The sequence below is a fragment of the Polaribacter sp. HL-MS24 genome (genome assembly GCF_032758595.1).
Lineage (GTDB): Bacteria > Bacteroidota > Bacteroidia > Flavobacteriales > Flavobacteriaceae > Polaribacter.
Genome location: NZ_CP136415.1, coordinates 1,877,501 through 1,899,947 on the forward strand (window position 1 = coordinate 1,877,501; position 22,447 = coordinate 1,899,947).

Annotated in this window: 14 protein-coding genes and 5 pseudogenes (1 of these 19 only partly in view); 6 read left to right on the plus strand and 13 right to left on the minus strand. The window is 35.2% G+C overall.

Annotated elements, in window-relative coordinates; all coding sequences use genetic code 11:
* Window positions 1-722, plus strand: the 3' portion of a protein-coding gene (gene rimO, locus RRF69_RS08875) for a 30S ribosomal protein S12 methylthiotransferase RimO (RefSeq protein ID WP_316939447.1). 601 nt of this gene lie to the left of the window's left edge; the window shows 722 of its 1,323 coding nt (coding positions 602-1,323); its start codon lies off the left edge, out of view; the stop codon is at window positions 720-722.
* A 94-nt stretch (window positions 723-816) separates the two neighbouring features.
* On the opposite strand, the gene RRF69_RS08880 is transcribed toward rimO, so the two are convergent.
* Both RRF69_RS08880 and RRF69_RS08885 read right to left on the minus strand, forming a co-directional pair.
* Window positions 817-2,175, minus strand: a complete 1,359-nt coding sequence (locus tag RRF69_RS08880; RefSeq protein WP_316939448.1) for a pyridoxal-phosphate dependent enzyme — start codon at window positions 2,173-2,175, stop codon at window positions 817-819.
* A 96-nt stretch (window positions 2,176-2,271) separates the two neighbouring features.
* Entirely contained in the window at window positions 2,272-3,507 is a 1,236-nt protein-coding gene (locus tag RRF69_RS08885) for an ABC transporter permease (protein WP_316939449.1), read from the minus strand.
* 4 nt (window positions 3,508-3,511) lie between these two features.
* Here RRF69_RS08885 and RRF69_RS08890 point away from each other — a divergent pair, with 4 nt between their 5' ends.
* Entirely contained in the window at window positions 3,512-4,744 is a 1,233-nt protein-coding gene (locus RRF69_RS08890; protein WP_316939450.1) for a DUF1343 domain-containing protein, read from the plus strand.
* Between the two features lie 32 nt (window positions 4,745-4,776).
* On the opposite strand, the pseudogene RRF69_RS08895 reads toward RRF69_RS08890, so the two are convergent.
* Both RRF69_RS08895 and RRF69_RS08900 read right to left on the minus strand, forming a co-directional pair.
* A pseudogene (locus RRF69_RS08895) lies at window positions 4,777-5,614 on the minus strand (sterol desaturase family protein).
* A 93-nt stretch (window positions 5,615-5,707) separates the two neighbouring features.
* On the minus strand, window positions 5,708-6,229 hold the full coding sequence (locus RRF69_RS08900; RefSeq protein WP_316939451.1) for a YkgJ family cysteine cluster protein: 522 nt from the start codon (window positions 6,227-6,229) through the stop codon (window positions 5,708-5,710).
* A 155-nt stretch (window positions 6,230-6,384) separates the two neighbouring features.
* On the opposite strand from RRF69_RS08900, the gene argS reads away from it, so the two are divergent.
* Window positions 6,385-8,160: an arginine--tRNA ligase gene (argS, locus tag RRF69_RS08905; protein WP_316939452.1), complete on the plus strand. Its 1,776-nt coding sequence runs from the start codon at window positions 6,385-6,387 to the stop codon at window positions 8,158-8,160.
* Between the two features lie 156 nt (window positions 8,161-8,316).
* Window positions 8,317-9,704 (plus strand): annotated as a pseudogene (lpdA, locus tag RRF69_RS08910) (dihydrolipoyl dehydrogenase).
* Window positions 9,705-9,863: 159 nt separating this feature from the next.
* Here the strand turns inward: lpdA and rlmF are convergent.
* Together rlmF and bshC are read right to left on the minus strand one after the other, a co-directional pair.
* Window positions 9,864-10,718: a 23S rRNA (adenine(1618)-N(6))-methyltransferase RlmF gene (gene rlmF / locus RRF69_RS08915; RefSeq protein ID WP_316939453.1), complete on the minus strand. Its 855-nt coding sequence runs from the start codon at window positions 10,716-10,718 to the stop codon at window positions 9,864-9,866.
* A 104-nt stretch (window positions 10,719-10,822) separates the two neighbouring features.
* Window positions 10,823-12,415, minus strand: coding sequence for a bacillithiol biosynthesis cysteine-adding enzyme BshC (gene bshC / locus RRF69_RS08920; protein WP_316939454.1), 1,593 nt, complete (start codon window positions 12,413-12,415; stop codon window positions 10,823-10,825).
* 205 nt (window positions 12,416-12,620) lie between these two features.
* Between bshC and RRF69_RS08925 the strand changes: the two are divergent.
* Window positions 12,621-15,100: pseudogene (locus RRF69_RS08925) on the plus strand (M14 family metallopeptidase).
* A gap of 249 nt (window positions 15,101-15,349) precedes the next feature.
* On the opposite strand, the gene lipA reads toward RRF69_RS08925, so the two are convergent.
* The 6 genes and pseudogenes from lipA to RRF69_RS08955 form a co-directional block, all read right to left on the minus strand.
* Window positions 15,350-16,219 carry a lipoyl synthase gene (gene lipA / locus RRF69_RS08930; protein ID WP_316939455.1) on the minus strand — a complete coding sequence of 290 codons (870 nt, stop codon included), beginning with the start codon at window positions 16,217-16,219 and terminating at the stop codon, window positions 15,350-15,352.
* A gap of 40 nt (window positions 16,220-16,259) precedes the next feature.
* Window positions 16,260-17,481, minus strand: a pseudogene (locus RRF69_RS08935) (Nramp family divalent metal transporter).
* 1 nt (window position 17,482) lies between these two features.
* Window positions 17,483-18,046 (minus strand): sigma-70 family RNA polymerase sigma factor, encoded by a 564-nt coding sequence (locus RRF69_RS08940; RefSeq protein WP_316939456.1) that lies wholly within the window; start codon window positions 18,044-18,046, stop codon window positions 17,483-17,485.
* A 52-nt stretch (window positions 18,047-18,098) separates the two neighbouring features.
* Window positions 18,099-18,302, minus strand: coding sequence for a membrane or secreted protein (locus tag RRF69_RS08945; RefSeq protein WP_316939457.1), 204 nt, complete (start codon window positions 18,300-18,302; stop codon window positions 18,099-18,101).
* Between the two features lie 59 nt (window positions 18,303-18,361).
* The gene (gene murB / locus RRF69_RS08950) at window positions 18,362-19,372 is read right to left on the minus strand and encodes a UDP-N-acetylmuramate dehydrogenase (protein WP_316939458.1); all 1,011 of its coding nucleotides are present in this window, start codon (window positions 19,370-19,372) and stop codon (window positions 18,362-18,364) included.
* Window positions 19,373-20,562, minus strand: a pseudogene (locus RRF69_RS08955) (pyridoxal phosphate-dependent aminotransferase).
* A gap of 267 nt (window positions 20,563-20,829) precedes the next feature.
* Between RRF69_RS08955 and RRF69_RS08960 the strand changes: the two are divergent.
* Window positions 20,830-22,011: an aspartyl protease family protein gene (locus RRF69_RS08960; RefSeq protein ID WP_316939460.1), complete on the plus strand. Its 1,182-nt coding sequence runs from the start codon at window positions 20,830-20,832 to the stop codon at window positions 22,009-22,011.
* On the opposite strand, the gene RRF69_RS08965 is transcribed toward RRF69_RS08960, so the two are convergent.
* Window positions 22,008-22,412, minus strand: a complete 405-nt coding sequence (locus RRF69_RS08965; RefSeq protein WP_316939461.1) for a DUF1573 domain-containing protein — start codon at window positions 22,410-22,412, stop codon at window positions 22,008-22,010. The two genes, RRF69_RS08960 and RRF69_RS08965, sit on opposite strands and share 4 nt — an antisense overlap.
* Between the last annotated feature and the right edge of the window lie 35 nt (window positions 22,413-22,447).

A 22,447-nucleotide genomic window follows, 5' to 3' on the forward strand; every position in this document is an offset into this window, starting at 1 on the left:
GGTTGGATATTTATAAAAAAAGAGCCTTAGCAGAATTGTTAGAAGCCTTGGTAAAGGTTGATGGGATTGAATGGATCCGTATGCATTATGCATTTCCAACAGGTTTTCCGATGGATGTATTAGATGTCATGAAACGTGAACCGAAAGTGTGCAATTATTTAGATATACCGCTTCAACACATCAACACAGAGCTTTTAAAGTCAATGAAACGCGGGACGACACATGAAAAAACAACAGCTCTTATTCACAAGTTTAGAGAGACAGTTCCAAAAATGGCAATCAGAACCACACTTATTGTAGGGTATCCTGGTGAAACGGAAGAAATGTTTCAAGAGTTAAAAGATTGGGTCGAAGAAATGCGATTTGAACGTTTAGGAGCATTTGAATATTCTCATGAAGAAAATACAGGTGCTTACGTTTTGGAAGACGATGTTCCCTCAGAGATAAAATTTAAGCGGGTCAATGAAATCATGGAAGTTCAGTCTCAAATTTCTTGGGAATTGAATCAGGAAAAGGTTGGAAAAACTTTTCGATGTTTATTTGATCGAAAAGATGGAGAATATTTTTATGGAAGAACAGAATCGGACTCACCAGATGTTGACAACGATGTATTAGTTGATGCCAAAGAACACTATATAAAAATAGGAGAGTTTATTGATATAAAAATTCATGAAGCCGGTGATTATGATTTATATGGAACACCAGTAAAGACTGACTCATAACATCATTTCAATACAAGAATAAAAACTAAAAAGCAGGATACAATGTCTATAAACATTGCATCCTGCTTTTTTATATAAAGATTTCTCTTAAAAACTAAATGGCGCTAATTATGTCATATTTTGTGATAATATGGTGTGCTCCGTTTTCTAAGTCAACTAAAACAGCCTGATTGTCTTTATTGATTAGTTTAGAGACTTCTTCCAATTTGGTATTTAATTTTACAATTGGATACTTTTTCCCCATGACTTCTTTGATCGGTCGGTCGCTAATATTTTTATCGTTCATAAAATGATGTAAAAGCAAAGATTCATCAATGGAACCTACAAAACCATCCACATCTTTTACTGGAATTTGTGATATTTTAAAATCACGCATTCGTTCAATTGCATGGGAGACTAACTCTTCTGTTTGCACAACTACCATAGGTTTTTCTGTATGATTTTTAATCAAATCGGCAGCTGTCTTTACTTCTTCTTCCAAGAACCCCCTTTCACGCATCCAGCTATCATTATACATTTTACCAACATATCGACTTCCATGATCGTGAAATAAGACTACTACGACATCGTCTTTTGTAAAATGTTCTTTCAACTGTAAGACTCCTTTAATCGCTGCTCCAGCAGAGTTTCCTAAAAACATCCCTTCTTCTTTCGATAATTTCTGAGTGTAAATAGCTGCATCTTTATCGGTTACCTTTGTAAAACCATCAATGACACCAAAATTTACATTTTTAGGTAAAATATCTTCGCCAATTCCTTCGGTGATATATGGATAAATCTCATTCTCATCAAAAATACCAGTTTCATGATATTTTTTAAATACTGATCCATAGGTGTCGATTCCCCAAATTTTGATGTTAGGGTTTTTCATTTTTAAGTAACTTCCAACTCCAGATATAGTTCCTCCAGTACCAACTCCAACAACAAAATGAGTTATTTTTCCGTCAGTTTGTTCCCAAATTTCTGGTCCTGTACTTAAAAAATGGGCTTTACAATTACTAGGGTTATCGTACTGATTTACATACCAAGAATTCGGTATTTCCTCTCCCAATCGTTTCGAAACTGAATAATAAGATCTTGGATCTTTTGGGTCTACATTGGTAGGGCAGACAACTACTTCTGCACCAACAGCTCTTAAAATATCTATTTTCTCTTTAGATTGTTTATCAGCCATTACAAAAATACATTTGTATCCTTTTACAATTGCAGCCAATGCCAATCCCATTCCAGTATTCCCTGAAGTTCCTTCAATGATTGTTCCTCCGGGTTGTAAACGACCGTCTGCTTCTGCATCGTTTATCATCTGCAAAGCCATTCTGTCTTTTACAGAATTTCCGGGATTAAATGTTTCGTATTTTGAAAGAACCAAACAAGGCAATTCTTTGGTAAGTGTATTTAGTTTTACTAGTGGAGTATTTCCGATTGTTTCTAATATATTTTCAGCGTAGTTCATGTCGTAATTTTACAAGTACAAATGTAATTTCTTTTTGTGCGTTCCACAAGTGTCAGGCTTTTCATTCTAATCTTTTAAATGTATTCTGATTCAATTTTATGCAAACTTGATTGATTTTGCGGGATTGATTTTTGTAACAATAAACGAGGGGATGATCAACATCAAAAAACACATTACTAAAGTACCAATATTCAGGAGTACTATTGTTGAAATACTAATGTGTATTGGTACTTCACTTACATAGTAGGTTTCTGGATTTAAGCTGAGGATTCCAGTATATTTTTGAAATAGTAAAAGTGCCAACCCAATACTATTCCCCCAGAGTAATCCTTTTACAACCAAATAAGATGCGTTGTATAAAAATACTTTTCGAATTGCCCAATTATTACTTCCCAAGGCTTTTAAGATTCCGATCATTTGCACTCGTTCAAGAATCAAAACCAGTAAGGCGGTAATCATATTGATGCTAGCAACTAAAATCATAATAGCAATGATAAACCAAACATTATTGTCAAATAATTTGATCCATTCAAAGACAGTGGGATAACTCTCCACAATAGTTTTGCTGTTTAGCTTAGCTCCAATTAGGCGATAAATTTGATCTCCTTTTTGGTCGAGTTCTTCAAAGTTGTCAAGCAATACTTCAAATCCCCCTATCTGATTTGCAGTCCATTTATTCAATCGTTGCACTTCACGAATATCACCTATCATAATACTGTTGTCAAATTGAGCAAAACCTGTATTATAAATTCCTACAAGTGTATATTTTCTGTTGGTGGGTAATGTACTTGCTTCATTTTTGATATAGGTTGATAATAGGGTATCATTGAGTTTTAATTGCAAACGATCTACAACCGTTTTTGAGAGCAAAATCTCTTTGGTTCTTGGTAGCTCTAGATTTGGAACTCGACCGGCAACCAGATATTCATCAAAAAAAGACCAGTCGTAATCTGTTGAGACTCCTTTAAAAACAATCCCTTCAAAATCGTTTTTAGTTCTTAAAATCCCTGCTTTTGAAGCAAATATTTGTATGTTTTTAATCCCTGAAATCTCTTTGAAATTTGGATAGAAGTTCTGATTTTTATCAATAGGTACCACAGAAACCTCAGAATTATTGTTGTCGTAATTTACAATTTGAACATGTCCGTTAAACCCTGCAATTTTCTCTCTGATTTTTAGTTGCAAACCAGCACCTGTTGCGATCGCAATGAGCATAATAATAAGCCCCAATGCAATTGCAGTGATTGCAATTTTTATTATTGGAGATGATATACTATTTTTATACTCTTTGCCAGCAATGATGCGTTTGGCGATAAATAACTCGTAATTCAAATTAATGACCAATTTTAAACCTCTCAAAAGTACATATTTATTCTTGTTTTTAGTCTTCATTTTCCAGCTGATTTCTTGTGCTCAAGAACCAAAACCTAAGTTGGTATCAGAGACCAACAAGCAGTTAGTTGTAAAAACAGGAGCCGCACAAACTGATCGATACCTTTATTTCCTTCAAGGAAAGAAGGTCGCTATTGTTGGAAATCAAACCTCAGTGATTGCAAAGGGAAGAAGACAAGGCGAAGAGAAGTATTTTGAGCATCTAGTAGATAGCTTGTTGTCTTTAGGAATCCATATAAAAACAGTTTTTGCCCCTGAACATGGTTTTCGAGGAAAAGCCGACGCTGGAGAAATGATAAAAGATGGTGTAGATGGTAAAACAGGTTTGCCAATTGTTTCTTTGTATGGAAAACATAAAAAACCATCTGCCAAACAGTTGAAAGGGATTGATGTTGTTGTTTTTGATATTCAAGATGTAGGCGCACGTTTTTATACCTATATTTCTTCCTTGCATTATGTCATGGAAGCTTGTGCAGAGTTGGGAATCCCTCTTATTATTTTGGACAGACCCAATCCGAATGGGCATTATGTAGATGGTCCAGTATTAGAATTAGCACATACTAGTTTTGTTGGAATGCACAAAGTGCCAGTGGTGTATGGCATGACCATTGGAGAATATGGACAAATGATCAATGGAGAAAAATGGCTTGAAAATGGAATTCAATGTGATCTAAAAGTGATTCCTTTAAAAAATTACACTCACCAAACGATTTATCCCTTACCCATAAAACCGTCTCCAAATTTACCCAATGAGAAAAGTATCAATTTGTATCCAAGTTTGTGTTTTTTTGAAGGGACCAATGTATCTGTTGGTCGGGGAACAGATATGCAATTTCAAATATATGGGTCTCCATTTTTAACCCAAAAAACGTTTAGTTTCACACCTCAATCCAATGAAAGTGCTAAATCCCCCAAATTTAAAAATAAAACTTGTTATGGAGAAGATTTACGATCCACTGAGCGCTTTTCTCAATTAAATCTTTCTTATCTGATAAAGGCCTATCAGCAAAATGGATCTCAAGAATTTTTCAATCCTTTTTTTACTAAGTTAGCAGGAACAACCCATCTCCAACAGCAAATAGAGCAAGGATTGACTGAGAAAGAGATCAGAAAAACTTGGAAAAAGGAGTTGGCAATGTTTAAAGTGATTAGAAGTAAGTATTTGATTTACAAATAGTTTTTGAATATTTAGGTACAACGGTGAAAAGATTAAATCTGCTCGACACCCGTTGGTTTTTTATATCCTTGAAAAGGTTGCTTAAGTAATTCAACGAGAGATGAATTTTTAACCTCATCTGGAAAGGTATCGACACCATAGATGATTTTATTACGATCTAGTTCTAGGTAGGTACCGAAAATACGATCCCATATAGAAAAAATATTTCCATAGTTCGCATCGGTATAGGGAAGCATATGATGATGATGAACTTTGTGCATATCTGGAGAAACGATACAATAACTTAAGATTTTATTCACTCTAGGAGATAGTTTAATATTTGCATGCGTAAACTGTGTTGAAACTAAAGAGATGGATTGATATAACATTACAATTCCTATGGGAGTTCCTACGATAAATACTCCCAACAATGTAAAGGCAAAACGAATGATACTCTCTATCGGATGATGTCTGTTTGCGGTTGTGGTATCCACTTTGTGATCCGAATGATGAACCAAGTGTACCATCCATAGTGGTTTTACTTTGTGCTCAACGAAATGTGCTAAGGTAGGCACCAAAGAAGTCTAAAAAGACGACTCCTAAAACTCCATACAACCACAAAGGAATTTCTGGAAGCCAGTTGATAATGCCGAATTGATTTGTTTGCACCCAGTCTGCCGTTTGAAGTAATAAAAAAGCCAATGTAAAATTCACAAGAATCGTAGTGAAGGTAAAAAATAAATTAGGCAGGGCATGTTTCCACTTCTTATAATTAAATTTAAACAAAGGGATTCCGCTTTCTAAAAGCCAAAAAAAGGTAATTCCACCCACTAAAATAAGGCTTCTATGTGCAGAGGAGATAGTTTCGAAATATTGAAGTAGGGTTTCCAATTAGTTTTTATTTTCTACTAAAGTATAAAAAAAAGACCAAATAGGCATTGGTATACGACGAGAAGTCTCTGTCGTTCTGACTGTATCTGAGTTTTATCTTCGAACTTTTTTATTAGGTTCAAATGGATAATGCTTTTTCAAAGCTTCCACAATATTGAAGGTAGCTGGACAAATTGCAGTATTTGAAATGGTTAAATCAGTGATTTGAATAAATTTTCTCCTGTTGGTATGTGGGTATTCAGAACAGGCTTTTGGTCGAACCTCATAGATAGAACAGGTGTTGTCGTGATCATCCAAAAAGGAACAAGGAGCTGTTTTCAAAACCATAAAGTCATCAGCATCTCTTTCCAGGTATTTTGTTTGAAAATCGATAAGTTTCATTTTTAAATGCTTGGAAATACGTTTTGTATCGTTGTCAGAAAAAATTGGAGAAGTTGTTTTACAGCAATTCCCACACTCCAAACAGTCTGTTTTTGCAAATTCTTTGTCATGCAAATCTTGCATCACATAGTCTAAATCTTTGGGAGTCCTTTTTTTTAAATTAGCAAAATACTTCTTATTTTCTTTGTTCGCTTTTTCGGCTAATTCTGGGAGTTCTTCTAAGCGTTTTTGCATGTAAAATAAATTTTGATTTTTCTCAACACCATCAAAATATCGCTTAGAGCGGTCGAAGTGCTGTTATTCTGTAAAAATACAATTATTATCGGCCATAATTCATTCAAAAAAACAAATAAAAATGTTTAATTTCGCATTTCAATTTTCAGCATTTAATGAATATTCAAAACATCATAGAAGCCAAAGTTAAAGAAGGTTTTTTAGCACTGTATTCCACCGAAATTCCTACAGTAGAATTTCAAGCAACCCGAAAAGAATTTGAAGGTGACCTCACTGTCGTAGTTTTCCCGATGTTGCGCTACCAAAAAGGGAATCCGGCACAGATAGGTGAAGATTTAGGAAAATACATAGTGGAACATGTTTCACAAATCACCAATTATAATGTAGTAAAAGGGTTTTTGAATTTGGTGATTGAAGATGCCTTTTACAGCACTTTTTTCAATTCAATCTATACCGATTCTACTTTTGGAACCGTTGCAGTCAAAGATCAGGAAGACGCTGTGTTGGTTGAATACTCTTCACCCAATACCAACAAGCCTTTGCATCTGGGGCATGTTCGAAATAATTTATTAGGCTTTTCAGTTGCAGAGATCATTAAGGCTTCTGGAAAAAAAGTATACAAAACTCAAATTATCAATGATCGTGGAATTCATATCTGCAAATCGATGTTGGCATGGGAGAAATATGGAAATGGAGAAACTCCAGCTTCAACAGGCTTAAAAGGAGATAAGTTGGTTGGAAATTACTATGTAAAATTCGATCAAGAGTATAAAAAAGAAATTAGTGCTTTAGTTGCAGCAGGAAGTTCGGAAGAAGAAGCCAAAAAGCAAGCACCTTTAATTTTAGAAGCACAAGAAATGTTGCTAAAATGGGAGGCTGGTGATTCACAAGTAGTAGCTCTGTGGAAAGAGATGAATTCATGGGTATACAGTGGTTTTGATGTTACGTATAAAAACCTAGGAGTAGATTTCGACACTCTTTACTATGAAAGTAACACCTACTTATTGGGAAAAGACAGTATAGAAGACGGGTTGAAGTCTGGTGTTTTTTATCAAAAAGAAGATGGTTCTGTCTGGTGCGATTTGACTGCAGAAGGCTTGGACGAAAAATTGGTTTTGCGTTCAGACGGAACAGCCGTTTATATGACTCAAGATATTGGTACTGCTATACAACGATCAAAAGATTTGCCCGATGTTGGTGGAATGGTATATACAGTAGGAAATGAGCAAGATTACCACTTTAAAGTGTTGTTTTTGATTCTGAAAAAACTAGGCTATTCTTGGTCAAAAAACTTGTTTCATTTGAGTTATGGAATGGTCGATTTACCATCAGGAAAAATGAAGTCAAGAGAAGGGACAGTGGTAGATGCAGATGATTTAATGTCTGAAATGACCATGACCGCAAAAGAGATTTCTGAAGAATTGGGAAAATTGGAGGGGTATTCGGATCAAGATAAAAACGAATTGTACAAGATTATTGGTTTGGGAGCATTAAAATATTTCATTTTAAAAGTTGATCCTAAAAAGAGAATTTTGTTCGACCCAAAATCTTCTGTAGATTTTCAAGGAAATACAGGGCCGTTTATTCAGTATACTTATGCAAGAATACAGTCGATTATCCGAAAAGCGAATTTTGATTACTCGCTGCCGGTAGTTATCGAATTGCATGAAAAAGAAAAGGAACTGTTAAAGCAATTGGAGTTATTTCCTGAGACCATTCAGCAGGCAGCAGCCAATTATTCTCCAGCAATTATTGCAAATTACACTTATGATTTGGTAAAAGAGTTCAATTCATTTTATCAAAACGTATCAATTTTAGGAGAAGACAATCAAGAGAAAAAAATATTTAGAGTACAGCTCTCTGATAAAGTAGCAGACACTATCAAACGCGCATTTTTGTTGTTGGGAATTCAAGTTCCTGAAAGAATGTAGAAATAAGTGAACGGATATTGCAATCAGTTGGCAATAAATACAAAAGTTAGTAAATTAGCACGCGTTAGGGATTGAAGTGACATCCTTTTTTGAGGAACGAAAAAAAGATAGAACGGAAAGCCCGCTTGAACGCCCAAAAATAAAACAAACACAATTATGAAATACGACATCATTATTATTGGAAGTGGTCCTGGAGGATACGTAACTGGAATTAGAGCTTCGCAATTGGGCTTTAAAGTTGCCATTGTAGAAGTGGAATCTTTAGGTGGGATTTGCTTAAACTGGGGATGTATTCCTACCAAAGCCTTATTAAAATCTGCTCAGGTATATGATTATTTAAAACATGTTGATGATTACGGCTTAAAGGCTGAAGCAATTGATAAGGATTTTGATGCAGTCATTAAAAGAAGTCGTGGTGTTGCAGATGGAATGAGCAAAGGTGTTTCCTTTTTAATGAAGAAAAACAAAATTGATATTATTAACGGTTTTGGAAAAATTAAAACAGGAAAAAAAGTAGATGTAACTGCAGCTGATGGTACAGTAACAGAATACAGTGCCGATTCAATAATTATTGCAACGGGTGCTCGCTCTCGTGAGTTGCCAAATTTACCTCAAGATGGAGTTAAAGTAATTGGATACCGAAAAGCAATGACCTTACCAAGTCAGCCTAAATCGATGATTGTAGTAGGGTCTGGAGCAATTGGTGTAGAGTTTGCACATTTTTACAATGCAATGGGTACGGAGGTAACTATAGTTGAATTCATGCCGAATATTGTTCCTGTTGAAGACATCGATATCTCAAAACATTTTGAGCGTTCTATTAAAAAGGCGGGTATTAATGTAATGACAAATGCTTCGGTAGAATCGGTAGATACTTCTGGTGAAGGGGTTGTTGCAACGGTAAAAACAAAGAAAGGAGAAGTTACACTCTCTGCAGATATCGTATTATCTGCTGTTGGAATAAAATCGAACATTGAAAATATTGGATTGGAAGATGTAGGAATTATTGTTGATCGAGATAAAATCTTGGTAAACGATTTTTATCAAACCAATATTCCAGGGTATTATGCGATTGGAGATGTGGTTCAGGACAAGCTTTGGCACACGTTGCTTCTGCAGAAGGAATTACCTGTGTTGAAAAATTGGCAGGATTACATACCGAACCGATTGATTACGGAAACGTACCGGGTTGTACCTATGCAACTCCAGAAATTGCCTCAGTAGGAATGACGGAAGCAAAAGCAAAAGAAGCAGGGTATGAATTGAGAGTAGGGAAGTTTCCATTTTCTGCCTCTGGAAAAGCAACTGCTGCTGGAACTACAGACGGATTTGTAAAAGTAATTTTTGATGCAAAATATGGCGAATGGCTAGGCTGTCACATGATTGGTGCAGGAGTTACCGATATGATTGCTGAAGCAGTGTTGGGACGTAAACTAGAAACCACAGGACATGAAGTTTTAAAAACCATTCACCCACATCCTACTATGAGTGAGGCAGTTATGGAAGCTGTTGCAGATGCTTACGATGAAGTGATTCATTTGTAGCCTTGGAGCATTTTTTCTAAGTCAATCATTTTGTAAATAAAATCAAAAAACCGAAGCAATAAGCTTCGGTTTTTTTGGGTTTTGTTTTGATGAAAAATACTGTATTTTTAATTATTAAAATAAATGTTTTGATTGTGTTTTTTTTTGAAGTAGTAAGATTTAATATTTCCAACAAACAATTCGGGTTACTTTGTTCCCTTGGTGCATTGGAATCACTTTAAATTTTGTTGCTCCTAATTTTGTAGAAGATTTTTCCATGCTGTCTACATTTTCTTTTTTAGAAACTAAACTGGTAAACCAGATGCTCTTGTCTTTAAATAAAGAGCTTTCGTACAAATAGTTGTGTAAAAAAGCTTTTTCACCACCCACATACCACAGCTCATTGTTGTTTCCTGCAAAATTTCGCACGCCGCTATTTCCTAGATTTCTGTTTTTTCTTCTATTGGCACCTCTTGCTTCTTCTGCTGATTTGTAAAAAGGGGGATTGCACATCACCGCAGAAAAGGAATCACCTTCTTCTAAAACTCCTTTTAATATTTGATTTTCATCGAATTGCTGACGCAATTTAATATTCGCATCCAAATCATTATCATCAATAATATCTTGTGCACTATCTAAAGAGTCTAGATCGATATCTACCCCTACAAACTCCCAATTGTATTCAGCTACGCCTAATAAAGGGTAAATGCAAGTAGCACCTGTTCCAATATCTAATATTTTACAATTTTCTTCCGAAGCAAGTAAATCGGCCAAATGATGGATATAGTCCAAACGCCCTGGAATGGGAGGACATAAATTTTCATCTGGGAAATTCCAAAGCTTAATAGGTTCATAAGTATAAAGTAGGGCTTTGTTCAATTCTTTTACCGCGGTTGGGTTGGCAAAATCAATGCTAATACTTCCGAATTTATTTTCTAAGACAAACTCTTTTAAAGCAGGATTTCGAGCAATTAAATCCTCAAAATCATATGAAGTGTTGAATTTGTTTTTTGGGTGTAGTCCTTTGTCTTTCATAGTTGATTGTATCATTTCTAGGAAGGAGTAATTTTTTTTAAAAATTACGATGAATCGTATATTTGGGCGTCATTCTCCTAGTAAAGACGAACCATACGATAGGGTTATAACTCTATCAGTGTAAATCTTGAGTCTAATGGCTGTAAGGATGTTTTAAGTACCTTTAAAAACTCGGGGCCATAGGCCAAATAATATTCAGAAAAATTCCGCTGACGCTCTTCCAAACTTTGGTTGGGTAGCAATTGATTTTGTAATTCAACAATGCGATCTACCCAATCTTTTTGTCGTCTTTTTTCTGCTTTCAAAAATCTTTTTTGAAGATTTTTAAGCCCGTTTAGTTGTTTTTTTTCCTGAGCGCTTACCGCTCCTATAAATGAGCGATCTGTTTTCTCTGCGATCTGTTTTAACTCAGAAAATTGATTTTTCAAGAATTTCATCTTGGCTTCAAAATTCGCTTCAATTTCTGTATTTTCAATTACTTTTTTAGAAATTAATTCCTGTTGTTCTAGAAAGAGCTCTTCGTGAGTAACTTGTAAAGCATCTAATTTCTGCTGTTGCTTTGTTGAAACGATTTGTACTGAATTTCTTAATAAAAGAATCGGAAAAGGAACTCCAACATGTTCAAAATATGCTTTGAGCTCTAGCCAATAAGCAATTTCGCCTCCACCTCCAATATAACAGAGGTTCGGTAAAACAACTTCCTGATACAGAGGGCGCATGATTACATTTGGAGAAAATGCCAAAGGGTTTTGATCAACCTCATTAAGGATTTCTTCTTTGGTAAAACGAAGCTCTGTATGATTTATTTTGTAGCTTCCGTCTTTAAAAATGATACGCTCACGAGATCCTTTATTCAAATAAAATAAGTTGATTTCTCTCGGATTTACTTGAATTTTATAGGATTTCTCTAATTTTAGAATAGTCTCAGAAACTGCTTTGAACGAAGTTTGGTGTGTGAGTTCCTCTTTTACGATTGGAGCAAATAATTGTTTTAGTGATAGATCATCACCATCCAGAATTACCAGTCCATATTCCTTAAAAAGTTCATTTGCAACATATCGTGTAGCATCTGCCAAGTTTTGTTGCTGTAAGTATCCTTCTGAAAATAGATTTTTTAGTTTTAGCGCATTTTTTGAATTCCCTAAATGATTTGAAAATTCCTTAAAAACTTCCGATAAACCTGTTGTAGTGAATCGTCCAACTGCACCCCCTTCGTCACGGTGCCATTTTACTTTTTTACCTTGAAAATGAAAGTAGTTAATTTCTTCAAAATCGTGATCTTCAGTCGCCATCCAATAGACGGGAACAATGTTTTTATCGGGAAACTCTTGCGACAATTGCTCTGCCAAATTGATGGTAGAAAATATTTTATAGAGGAAATACAAAGGTCCTGTAAACAAGTTGAGTTGATGTCCTGTAGCAACCGTATAGGTATTGGGAAGTTTGAGGATCTCAATATGTTCTTGTGTTTTTTCTGAAATATCAAAGCCTTCGTATTGTTTTTGAAGGGATTCAGATAAAAGAGTTCTTGTGCTTTGGGCGAAAGAAGTTTCTTTTTCTTTCAATTGTTTTTGAAATCCTTCTATGTTAGGAAAATGATGATAAAAAGGCTGTATGCTTTCTTTCTGTGCGAGGTAATCGACCATGATTTTAGAGAAAAAACCTGTTTTCTCGAAAGGAAGCTGTGCTATTTTCATAGGGTAATTTTGAGAATACTTTTTGAACTCCTATGGCTTGCGATTAGACAATTCATACCGTCGTTTAATTTTTGTTAAAAATACAAATTTTTGATGGTTAGACGAACGAATTTTCGATCTAACCCATAAATAACTAGGAATTCCTTTTCCTGTTGAAATTTTAAAAAAATATATTCCTTATTTTTGAAAAATAAACACCTTTTACATGAAATTGAAATTAGTATTGCTCTACATGCTGCTCTCTTTTGGGACTGTTTTTTCCCAGAATATCCATACACCTGCTGATTTTTTAGGCTACGAACTGGGTTCTCGTTTTACTACAGGCATCATAAAGTTGTTGATTATTTTAAGTACGTTAGTGCGACACTTCCTAACGTACAGTTAGAGCAATATGGCGAGACCAACGAACACCGGCCATTGTATGTAAGTTATGTTTCTTCCATAGAAAATATAAAAAATTTAGAAAGGATTCGAAAGAACAACCTTTCTCAAACTGGAATTGTAGAAGGAACTGCTACATCTAAAATTGCTATAGTTTGGTTGAGTTATAATGTTCATGGTAATGAAGCCTCTAGTACTGAAGCTTCCATGCAAACCTTATATGAGTTAGTTGCCAATCAAAAAGAATTGTTGGATAACACGGTTGTTATTATCGATCCATGTATGAATCCCGATGGTCGAGATCGCTATGTTAATTGGTTTCAACAAGTAAAAAGTACCCCTCATTCGATAGATCAAAATGCCAAAGAGCACAAAGAACCTTGGCCTACTGGAAGACCCAATCACTATTTATTCGATTTGAATAGGGATTGGGCTTGGGCAACACAAGTAGAGTCTGTACAAAGAATTGCAATCTATAATCGTTGGATGCCACATATTCATGTCGATTTTCACGAACAAGGAATCAATAATCCCTATTACTTTGCTCCCGCAGCAGCTCCTTTTCACGAAGTGATTTCCGATTGGCAACGTAATTTTCAAACTCAAATTGGGAAAAACCATGCGACCTATTTTGACAAACAAGGCTGGTTGTATTTTACAAGAGAGAGTTTTGATTTGTTGTATCCAAGTTATGGAGATACCTATCCAACTTATATGGGAGCTATCGGAATGACCTATGAACAGGCAGGTCACGGACGTGCAGGATTAGGGATTCAGACTGATGAAGGAGAAGTATTAACCTTAAAGGACAGAATAGTACACCATACCACAACTGGTTTGTCTACAGTAGAAATTTCTTCCAAAAATGCAGAAAAGTTGAATACTGAATTTATAAAATTCTTTGACAATTCAGAGTTAAGCTACAAAAGTTATGTTTTGAAAAATGACAATAACGATAAGATGAATCGCTTAAAAAAATTGTTGGATTTGCATGAGATCCGCTACGAATCTACAAACCATTCTTGGGTGAACGGTTACCACTATTTCGATCAAAAAGAAAGGAAAATGAAGCTAGGTATTTCAGATCTAGTAGTTCATACCTCGCAGCCTAAAGGAAAAATGGTAAAGGTCTTGTTTGAGCCTAAAGCCAAATTATCCGATTCGTTGACTTATGATATTACTGCTTGGTCTTTGCCCTATGCTTATGGTTTTGAGACGATTGCTTCTCAGTCGAAAGTGAGGTCATCTCAAGGTGTTTCATCTGATGTCATTGTGAATTCTCCAAATCCCAAGGCCTATGCGTATCTCTCTAAATGGAACAGTATGGAGGATGCTACTTTCTTAAGTGGGCTGCTGGAAATTGGAATCGTACCTCGTTTTAGTGAAAAAGCATTTACCATTGATGGGAAATCTTTTGATAGAGGATCCCTAATCTTACTTAGAAATGACAACCGTAGTGACGATTTCGATCAAAAAGTGATCGCACTTGCAAACAAGAAGCAACGAAGTTTGACAACAGTTACTACTGGTTTTTCAGATTCAGGGACTGATTTTGGGTCTTATTCAGTAAAACCAATTCACAAACAAAAAATTGCGGTACTTTCTGGAAGTGCTACTTCGTCATTGAGTTTTGGAGAAGTCTGGCACTTTTTTGAAACACAGTTGCAGTATCCAATTACCAATATCAATTCAGCAGATATTAACGATGTCGATCTCAGTCGATACGATGTTATTGTATTGCCAAGCGGTTCCTATGAATCCGTTTTTAATACAACAACTCTTGACAAGGTAAAAAAATGGGTGCGTTCTGGAGGAACCCTAATCGCCATTGGAAATGCTCTAAAGACTTTTTCCGACCAAGAAGGTTTTTCCCTAAAAAAGAAGAAAGTAGCGGGTCAAGAAAATGAGGATAATTTGATTCCATATGCTGATAGAGAGCGTAAAAGTGTAGCGGATCTTATTACTGGAAGTATTTTTAAAGCAACCATAGACACTACCCATCCTTTAGGTTTTGGTTATAAGGATACATATTTTTCGTTAAAGCTAAGTGGAACCTCTTATCATTATTTAGAAGAAGGGTTAAATGTTGGATACTTTGATGAAACGGCTAAAAATATTTCTGGCTATGCTGGAAGTAAAGCGGTTCAAAATGTTCCAAAGTCTTTGTTTTTGGGTGAAGAATTAATTGGAGATGGGAGTATCGTATATGTAGTCGACAATCCGTTGTTTCGCTCTTTTTGGGAAAATGGAAAGTTGTTTATGGCAAATGCCGTATTCTTCTTGAATTCCGATATTTTAAAATAAAAAAATAAGGAGCATAAAAAAAGCCATCTCTATAGAAGGTGGCTTTTTTATTAACTAACTTAACTAATTCAAAATAATTTACGAACTCAAAACGTTTATTATTACTTTACAAATCACCAACTACAATGATCGTGCCAAAGTGTGTGTTTAAAAAAATATTTTTCATTTTTTAAGCAAAAAAAAACGATATTCAAATGAACATCGCTTTTAGAATTATCTTTTGTGTTAGGAAAGAGAAACTCAAATCGTTTATTTTGCGTGTTTGTGAGCTTTGTAAGAAGAGCGAACTAAAGGCCCACTTTCTACATACATAAAGCCCATCTCTAAGCCTAAAATCTCATATTTCTTAAACTGTTCTGGAGTCACAAATTCTTTTAAGGGTAAATGCTTTTTGGTAGGTTGTAAATATTGTCCAATAGTCAATACATCCAGTCCAACAGCTTGAAGGTCTTTCATGGTTTGAATCACTTCTTCCTCGGTTTCACCGAGACCTAGCATCAACCCTGTTTTGGTTCGCATTCCTTTTTCTTTTAAATATCTTAAGACTTCTAAACTTCTATCGTATTTTGCCTGGATTCGAACCTCACGTGTCAATCTTCGAACAGTTTCCATATTGTGAGAAACCACCTCAGGGTGAACGGCTATGATTCGATCAATTTGTTTTGTGTTTCCTTGAAAATCGGGTATGAGCGTTTCTAAGGTAGTTGTTGGGTTTGCTCTTCGAATGGCATTGACTGTTTCTGCCCAAATAATAGAACCTCCATCTTTCAGGTCATCTCTATCTACAGAAGTAATGACTGCGTGTTTGATATCCATTATTTTTATAGAACGAGCTACCTTTTCGGGTTCATCCCATTCTACAGTTTCTGGTCTTCCTGTCTTTACTCCACAAAAACCACAAGAACGGGTACAGATATTTCCAAGAATCATAAACGTTGCGGTTCCTTCGCCCCAACATTCTCCCATGTTTGGACAACTTCCACTGGTACAAATAGTATTCAATTTATACTTGTCAACCAAGCCTCTTAATTCCGTATATTTTTTACCTACTGGTAATTTTACACGCAACCATTTTGGTTTTTTAGGTCTTTCAGGAAGTGGTATAGATGCTGTCGCCATGTATTCTCAAATTTGAACTGCAAAGATACAAAGGAAAGTTTTAAATACTTGATAAAAACCAAATACTGAAGCCTACTAAAAAAAACATTCCGACAAGACTTAATATTTTCAAAGCAGTACCTTAGTTGATGCTCTTTTGGGGTGTGTTTTCCTGTAATTAAAATTAAGTTGCAAAGGGCATAGAACGGGGCTGTTAGAAAGGAAAGTATGGTTGCTATTTTGACTAAAATCCCCATATTTTCCATTGCAAATTGTAAGATGAGAAAGGTTCCGATACTCAGAAAGAGAATCCAGAACCAGTAATTTAGTTTTGCTTTTTTTCCAAACAACAAGCTAGTCGTTTTTGCCATAGCTCTTGGCGAGGCATCTAAGGTTGTAATTGTGGTACTAAACATGGTGGTAAATGCAGCAATTGCAATAAAAATAGCAAAAAAGTCTCCTAAATTCTTAGTGTATAAGTGGATCAATTGAGAGGCGAAAACACCGCCTTTGTCTGAAAAGGATTCTCCTGATTTGTACATGACTAATGCACCTAAGAGGACAAAACAAATACCTAAAAAGAGGGTGCCGATATATCCAATATTGAAATCAAATACAGCTTCTTTTGGGGTCGCTTTTTGAAAGTTTGTTTTGCTTTTTTCGATGGACCAAATTGAATGCCAAATTGAGATATCTAAGGGTGCAGGCATCCAGCCCAAAAAAGCAATTAGAAATGTAATTTCTACAGCTCCGGTGGGGAGTACTTGGGTAATGTCAAACGTATCTTTTGTACTGAATAAGGCAACGGATACTGCAACAATAGTACTGATGGTTAATATTACTATGATATATTTCATCAGATTGTCTAGTAATTTGTATCTACCGATTACTAAGATGCTTAAGCTGATGGTAAGGAGGATTGAAGACCAGATCACCAAGTCGTCTGTAAAGCCGAATAACTGAGAAGCTAAACCTGCGGTGACTATCGTTACTGCGGCTTGGATGGTAAACATGGTAGCAAAATTCAGGACATAATAGGCAACCAAAACACCTTTGCCTAATTTTCGATAACCTTCTAATAATGTTTCACCTGTAGCTGCTGCATATCTGGGACCAAATTGAAAAAAAGGATATTTAAACAAATGCACCAATAGGAGTGCCCACAACAAACCAAAACCAAATTCAGCGCCCGCCTTGGTCGATTGTACCAGATGTGAAACACCAATGGCAGCACCTGCAAACAATAATCCAGGGCCTAGGGTATGTAGGAATGATTTTTTCAACTTATGATTTTTTAATAATAGCGGCTAATAGTTTTTTCGCTCTCAAAAGTTTGACTTTTACATTGCTGATGGGTTCATTTATTTCGGAAGCAATTTCTTTATAACTCAGCTCTTGAAAGTAGCGAAGTTGAATAACTTCTTGATATTTTGGTTTTAAAAGCTTGATGTCTCTCAGTAGCTTTGCTAAATTTTGTTCTCGAATGATCGTATCTTCAGGAGTTGGGTTTTCATCGACAACCAAATAGATTTCTTCCCTTTGATTGTTAGAATTTTCAATTAGTATTGAAATATTCTTTTTTCGTAGAAGATCGATGTGAATGTTTTTTGAGATAGTGATAAGCCACGTCTTAAAAGTGTATTTCTCATCAAAGGTGTGTATTCTGTCAAAAGCTTTCGAAAAGGTTTGAATGGTAATATCTTCAGCGTCATTTTCACTGCTACTTCGCTTCAGTTGAAAATTATAAACATCCAACCAAAAAGTATCCAACAAATATTTAAAAGCATTCTGACTTCCTTTTTTTGCTTGTGAGATATTAACTTCTAATTTGGGATTTTCTATTTCCAAGGAAAGGGTTTTGAATTCTAATTGGAGTTAAAGATACTAAAATGAAAGAATACTAAGAATGTTGTGGTTCTGCACAATCTTCAAATTGATCTGCAGTTTTTCCACAAAATCCACAAGACTCACCTGTTGTATTGAGCATTGGATTCTGACTAGCACAAGTTCCAGCAAACTTTCCATCTTTTTTTGCCCAAATTTTAATTGCAATTCCACCGACAGCAAGTACTAGCAATCCTAAGGTAAGTAGTAGTAATTTCATAGTTTATAATTCTTTTACAAAGATACAAAAAATATGGTTTTTATAAAGAGTTCAATCTTTTATGAGATTACATTCACCTCAATCTCTAGTGAAATTCCGAATGTGCTAAAAACTGTTTTTTGAATTTTTTTAGCGAGTTGGTATATTTCAAGTCCTGTTGCATTACCATAATTGACTAATACTAGGGCTTGTTTTGTATGCACGCCAGCATCTCCAAAACGTTTGCCTTTAAAACCTATTTGTTCTACCAGCCAACCCGCGGGTACTTTTACCTGCGTATCTGAAACTGGGTAACTCGGTAAATTGGGATGTTCTTTTAGTAAAGCAGCAAAAAGAGCTTTGGAAATTACAGGGTTTTTAAAAAAACTACCACTATTTCCAATTTCTTTGGGATCGGGTAATTTTGATTTCCGTATGGCAATCACTGCATCAGAAATGTTTTTTAAGGTAGGCTTTGTAATATTTTGATCTGCCAATTCTTTTTCAATAGCCCCGTATGAGGTATTGAGTTGATGCTTATTTGTTGTTAGTTGAAATGAAACTGAAGTCAGTACAAACTTGCCTTTGGCTTCATTTTTAAAAATTGAATTTCGATATCCAAATTGACATTCTTGGTTGGAAAAGGAAACGAGTTTTCCTGTTTCAATTTCAAGAGCTTCAACTTTTGTAATACAATCTTTAACTTCTACACCATAAGCTCCAATATTCTGAATAGGGCAGGTACCCACATTTCCAGGGATTAGTGACAAATTTTCGAGTCCTCCATAATTTTCAGCAATACACCATCGTACAAATTCATGCCAGTCTTCTCCAGCATTTACTGTCAGAGATACCGAATGTTCTTCTATGCGATCAATAGAGGTTCCTTTAATATCAATATGAACAACAAGAGTATCTAGATCTTTTGTTAAAAGCATGTTCGACCCCCCAGAAATTAGGAAAAAATCTTTTTCAGTCTTTAGGAGTTGTTGCAGCTCATAAAATGAGCTAATCGAAATAAATCGCTTTGCTTTTACATCAATCCCGAAGGTATTGTATTTTTTTAATGATATGTTTTTTTGAATATTCAATTAATATGGATATTGGTCCAAAGCTATTGCTAAAATTTCAACCGAACGCTTCAAATCTTGTCGATTCAAAACATAGGCTATTCGCACCTGATTTTTTCCTTCTCCAGGTGTTGAGTAAAATCCGCTTGCGGGTGCAACCATGACTGTTTCATTGTTGTGGTGAAAAGATTCTAACAGCCATTGTGCAAAATGATCTGAATCTTTTACAGGTAATTCTGCTACACAGTAAAACGCTCCTTTAGGATTTGCGACTTTGACACCGTCAATTTTTTGTAACTCAGCAATCAGGGTATTTCTTCTCGCTACATATTCTTCGATTACTTCATTAAAATAGGACTGTGGAGTTTCTAATGCCGCTTCACTTGCAATTAATGCATAGGTAGGCGGACTTAGTCTTGCTTGTGCAAACTTAATTGCAGTAGCAATAAATTCAGGGTTTTTAGAAACTATACAACCAATTCGTGCCCCACACATGCTATAGCGTTTCGAAACAGAGTCGATTACAATGGCATGTGCATCCAAACCTTCCAAAGAAAGTACAGAAGTGTGTTGCATTCCATCATAAGTAAATTCTCGATAAACTTCGTCAGCAATTAAAAATAAATCGTGTTTTAAAACGATTTGCTTTAGTTTTTCAATCTCTTCTTCGGAATATAAATATCCAGTTGGATTTGCGGATTGCAAATTAAAATTGCTTTGGTTTTGTTCGTAATTAATTTTTCAAAATCTTCAATTTTTGGTAAAGAAAAATTATCATCAATTTTAGAAATTACGGGGACTACAGTAACGCCAGAAGCAGTTGAAAATCCGTTGTAATTTGCATAAAAAGGCTCAGGAATGATGATTTCATCACCTGGATCTGTAATGCTACCAATGGTAAATAGGAGGGCTTCTGAGCCTCCTGTAGTTACTACGATGTGTTCTGCAGTAACAGGGATTTTGTTGTTTACATAGTAGTTTGCCAATTTGGTTCTGTAGGTTTCAGAACCTTCTGAGCGAGCATATGCCAATGTTTCTAGAGTATTATTCTTTACAGCATCTAAAGCAACTTGGGGAGTCTTGATATCGGGTTGGCCAATATTTAAATGAAAAACATTGATCCCTCTTTTTTTTGCGTCTTCTGCATAAGGAACCAGTTTTCTAATTGGAGATTCGGGCATCTGAATTCCCTTTTTAGATATTGTAGGCATAATTATTGATAGATTATATATAAATACAAATTTGCGAAATATATTTTTATTAAAACTTATATTTCAATTTCTTTATTTTTAATCTTTTAAATACAATCATTGATTCAAAAGCGGATTCTTATTTTACTTTTGATGCTCAACAATCTCAGTATTGTTTTTGGGCAATCAGGTTTTCAGTTTTTAAATAAGACTGATCGTTCCTGTACAATCCGTTTTCAATTGATTAATAATTTAATCGTACTGCCCGTGGAGGTAAACAAGACGAAATTGTCTTTTATCTTAGATACCGGAGTTCAAAAGAATATTTTATTTAGTCTTTCGAAAAAGGATAGTCTAGGCTTGAATAATGTAGAGAAAGTTACTTTGCAGGGATTGGGGAGAGGAAAAGAAATTAATGCACTGCTCTCGCATTTTAATGAAATTAAAGTAGGTGATGTAAGAAGCAGGAACGAATCGGTCTATGTTATTTTAAATGAACAGTTTCAGTTTTCTGGTAAAATGGGAATTACCATTCATGGAATTATTGGCTATCAATTGTTGAAAGATCTAATTGTACGAATCAATTATAAATCCAAAAAAATCACCTTTTACAACCCTAAAAATTATCGATCTAAAATATGTCGAAAGTGTGAGGTATTCCCCTTAGAATTTTACAGAAACAAACCCTATATTGATATTGGTATTCAGTTAGATACCGTCGGAAATGAGATAATTCCTGTAAAAATGTTAATCGATTCTGGTGGGAGTGATGCACTTTGGATTTTTGAAAATTCAAAAGAAAAAATTCAAACACCGCTGCGGTATTTCAGTGCAATTTTAGGAGAGGGATTGAGCGGTACTATCTATGGAAACAAGAGTCGAATTCCGAAAGTGAAATTAGGGAAATTTGAAATTGTACAACCCACTGCTTCTTTTTTAGATACTTTGACAACCTATAATGCTCGGAAATTTGAAGAACGAAATGGAAGTATTGGAGGGAATCTTTTAAAAAGGTTTAAAGTTTGGATCGATTATCCAAACAAAAAACTAATTTTAAAGAAAAATGCTTCTTTTTCAGGAGGTTTTGAATACAATATGAGTGGGATTGATATTCTCTATAATGGAGAGGAACTAGTAATGGAGCTCAACGAAAAAAAAGTTGTTGACTTTGGCTCTAGAGATATTAGTAATAATAGTACAGTCTTTTTTTCTAAAAACTACCACTTTAAATTTATCCCTTCCTATCGTGTATCCAATGTATTAAAGGATTCTCCAGCCGAAATGGCGGGAGTTCTTCAGGGAGATGTTTTATTAAAAATCAATGAGATCGCTGTGCATAGATACAGCATTGGTGAAATAATTGCGAAGTTTCAGCGAAAAGAAGGCAAACAAATTCGTTTGACGATTCGTCGAGGAGGAATAGAAGGGCGAATTCTTACATTTAAATTTCGACTAAAAAAAAGGATTTAATGTTCGGAGAGCATGCTTTTTTCTGTTTCTAAAGAAATTTCTGTAGTTACAGTTCCTTTAATTTTAATCACTTTTCTAGGTTGTTTTGCATTCGAAAAAATAGTGATTTGTTTGTTGAATTGCCTCAGGCGTTTGGTATCATAAGAAACTTTAATTTCTCCTTTTTCACCGGGCATGATAGGTGCTTCTGGCTTTTCAGGAATGGTGCAGCCACAAGAAGACTGTACTCGGCTGATAATTAAAGGAGCCAAGCCAATATTGGTAAAGTGGAAAGTGCGTTCTCCATTGGATGCTTTTACGACTTTTCCGTAATCTATTGTTTCGTTTTCGAACTTAAATTCTTGTGCATTGATTGACAATGAGAGAAAAAGGAGGGTAATTAGGATCGGAAAGCTTTTCATACTATAGGTTTAAGAAGTAAAATTAGTATAAAAAT

What these genes read in the sequence shown, in the direction of transcription:
- RRF69_RS08945 (WP_316939457.1), bottom strand. Translation starts at nt 18,302, where the DNA reads ATGAAATTACTACTACTTACCTTAGGATTGCTAGTACTTGCTGTCGGT.
- rlmF (WP_316939453.1), bottom strand. Translation starts at nt 10,718, where the DNA reads ATGAAAGACAAAGGACTACACCCAAAAAACAAATTCAACACTTCATAT.
- bshC (WP_316939454.1), bottom strand. Translation starts at nt 12,415, where the DNA reads ATGAAAATAGCACAGCTTCCTTTCGAGAAAACAGGTTTTTTCTCTAAA.
- lipA (WP_316939455.1), bottom strand. Translation starts at nt 16,219, where the DNA reads ATGGCGACAGCATCTATACCACTTCCTGAAAGACCTAAAAAACCAAAA.
- RRF69_RS08900 (WP_316939451.1), bottom strand. Translation starts at nt 6,229, where the DNA reads ATGCAAAAACGCTTAGAAGAACTCCCAGAATTAGCCGAAAAAGCGAAC.
- RRF69_RS08880 (WP_316939448.1), bottom strand. Translation starts at nt 2,175, where the DNA reads ATGAACTACGCTGAAAATATATTAGAAACAATCGGAAATACTCCACTA.
- RRF69_RS08890 (WP_316939450.1), top strand. Translation starts at nt 3,512, where the DNA reads ATGACCAATTTTAAACCTCTCAAAAGTACATATTTATTCTTGTTTTTA.
- RRF69_RS08965 (WP_316939461.1), bottom strand. Translation starts at nt 22,412, where the DNA reads ATGAAAAGCTTTCCGATCCTAATTACCCTCCTTTTTCTCTCATTGTCA.
- argS (WP_316939452.1), top strand. Translation starts at nt 6,385, where the DNA reads ATGAATATTCAAAACATCATAGAAGCCAAAGTTAAAGAAGGTTTTTTA.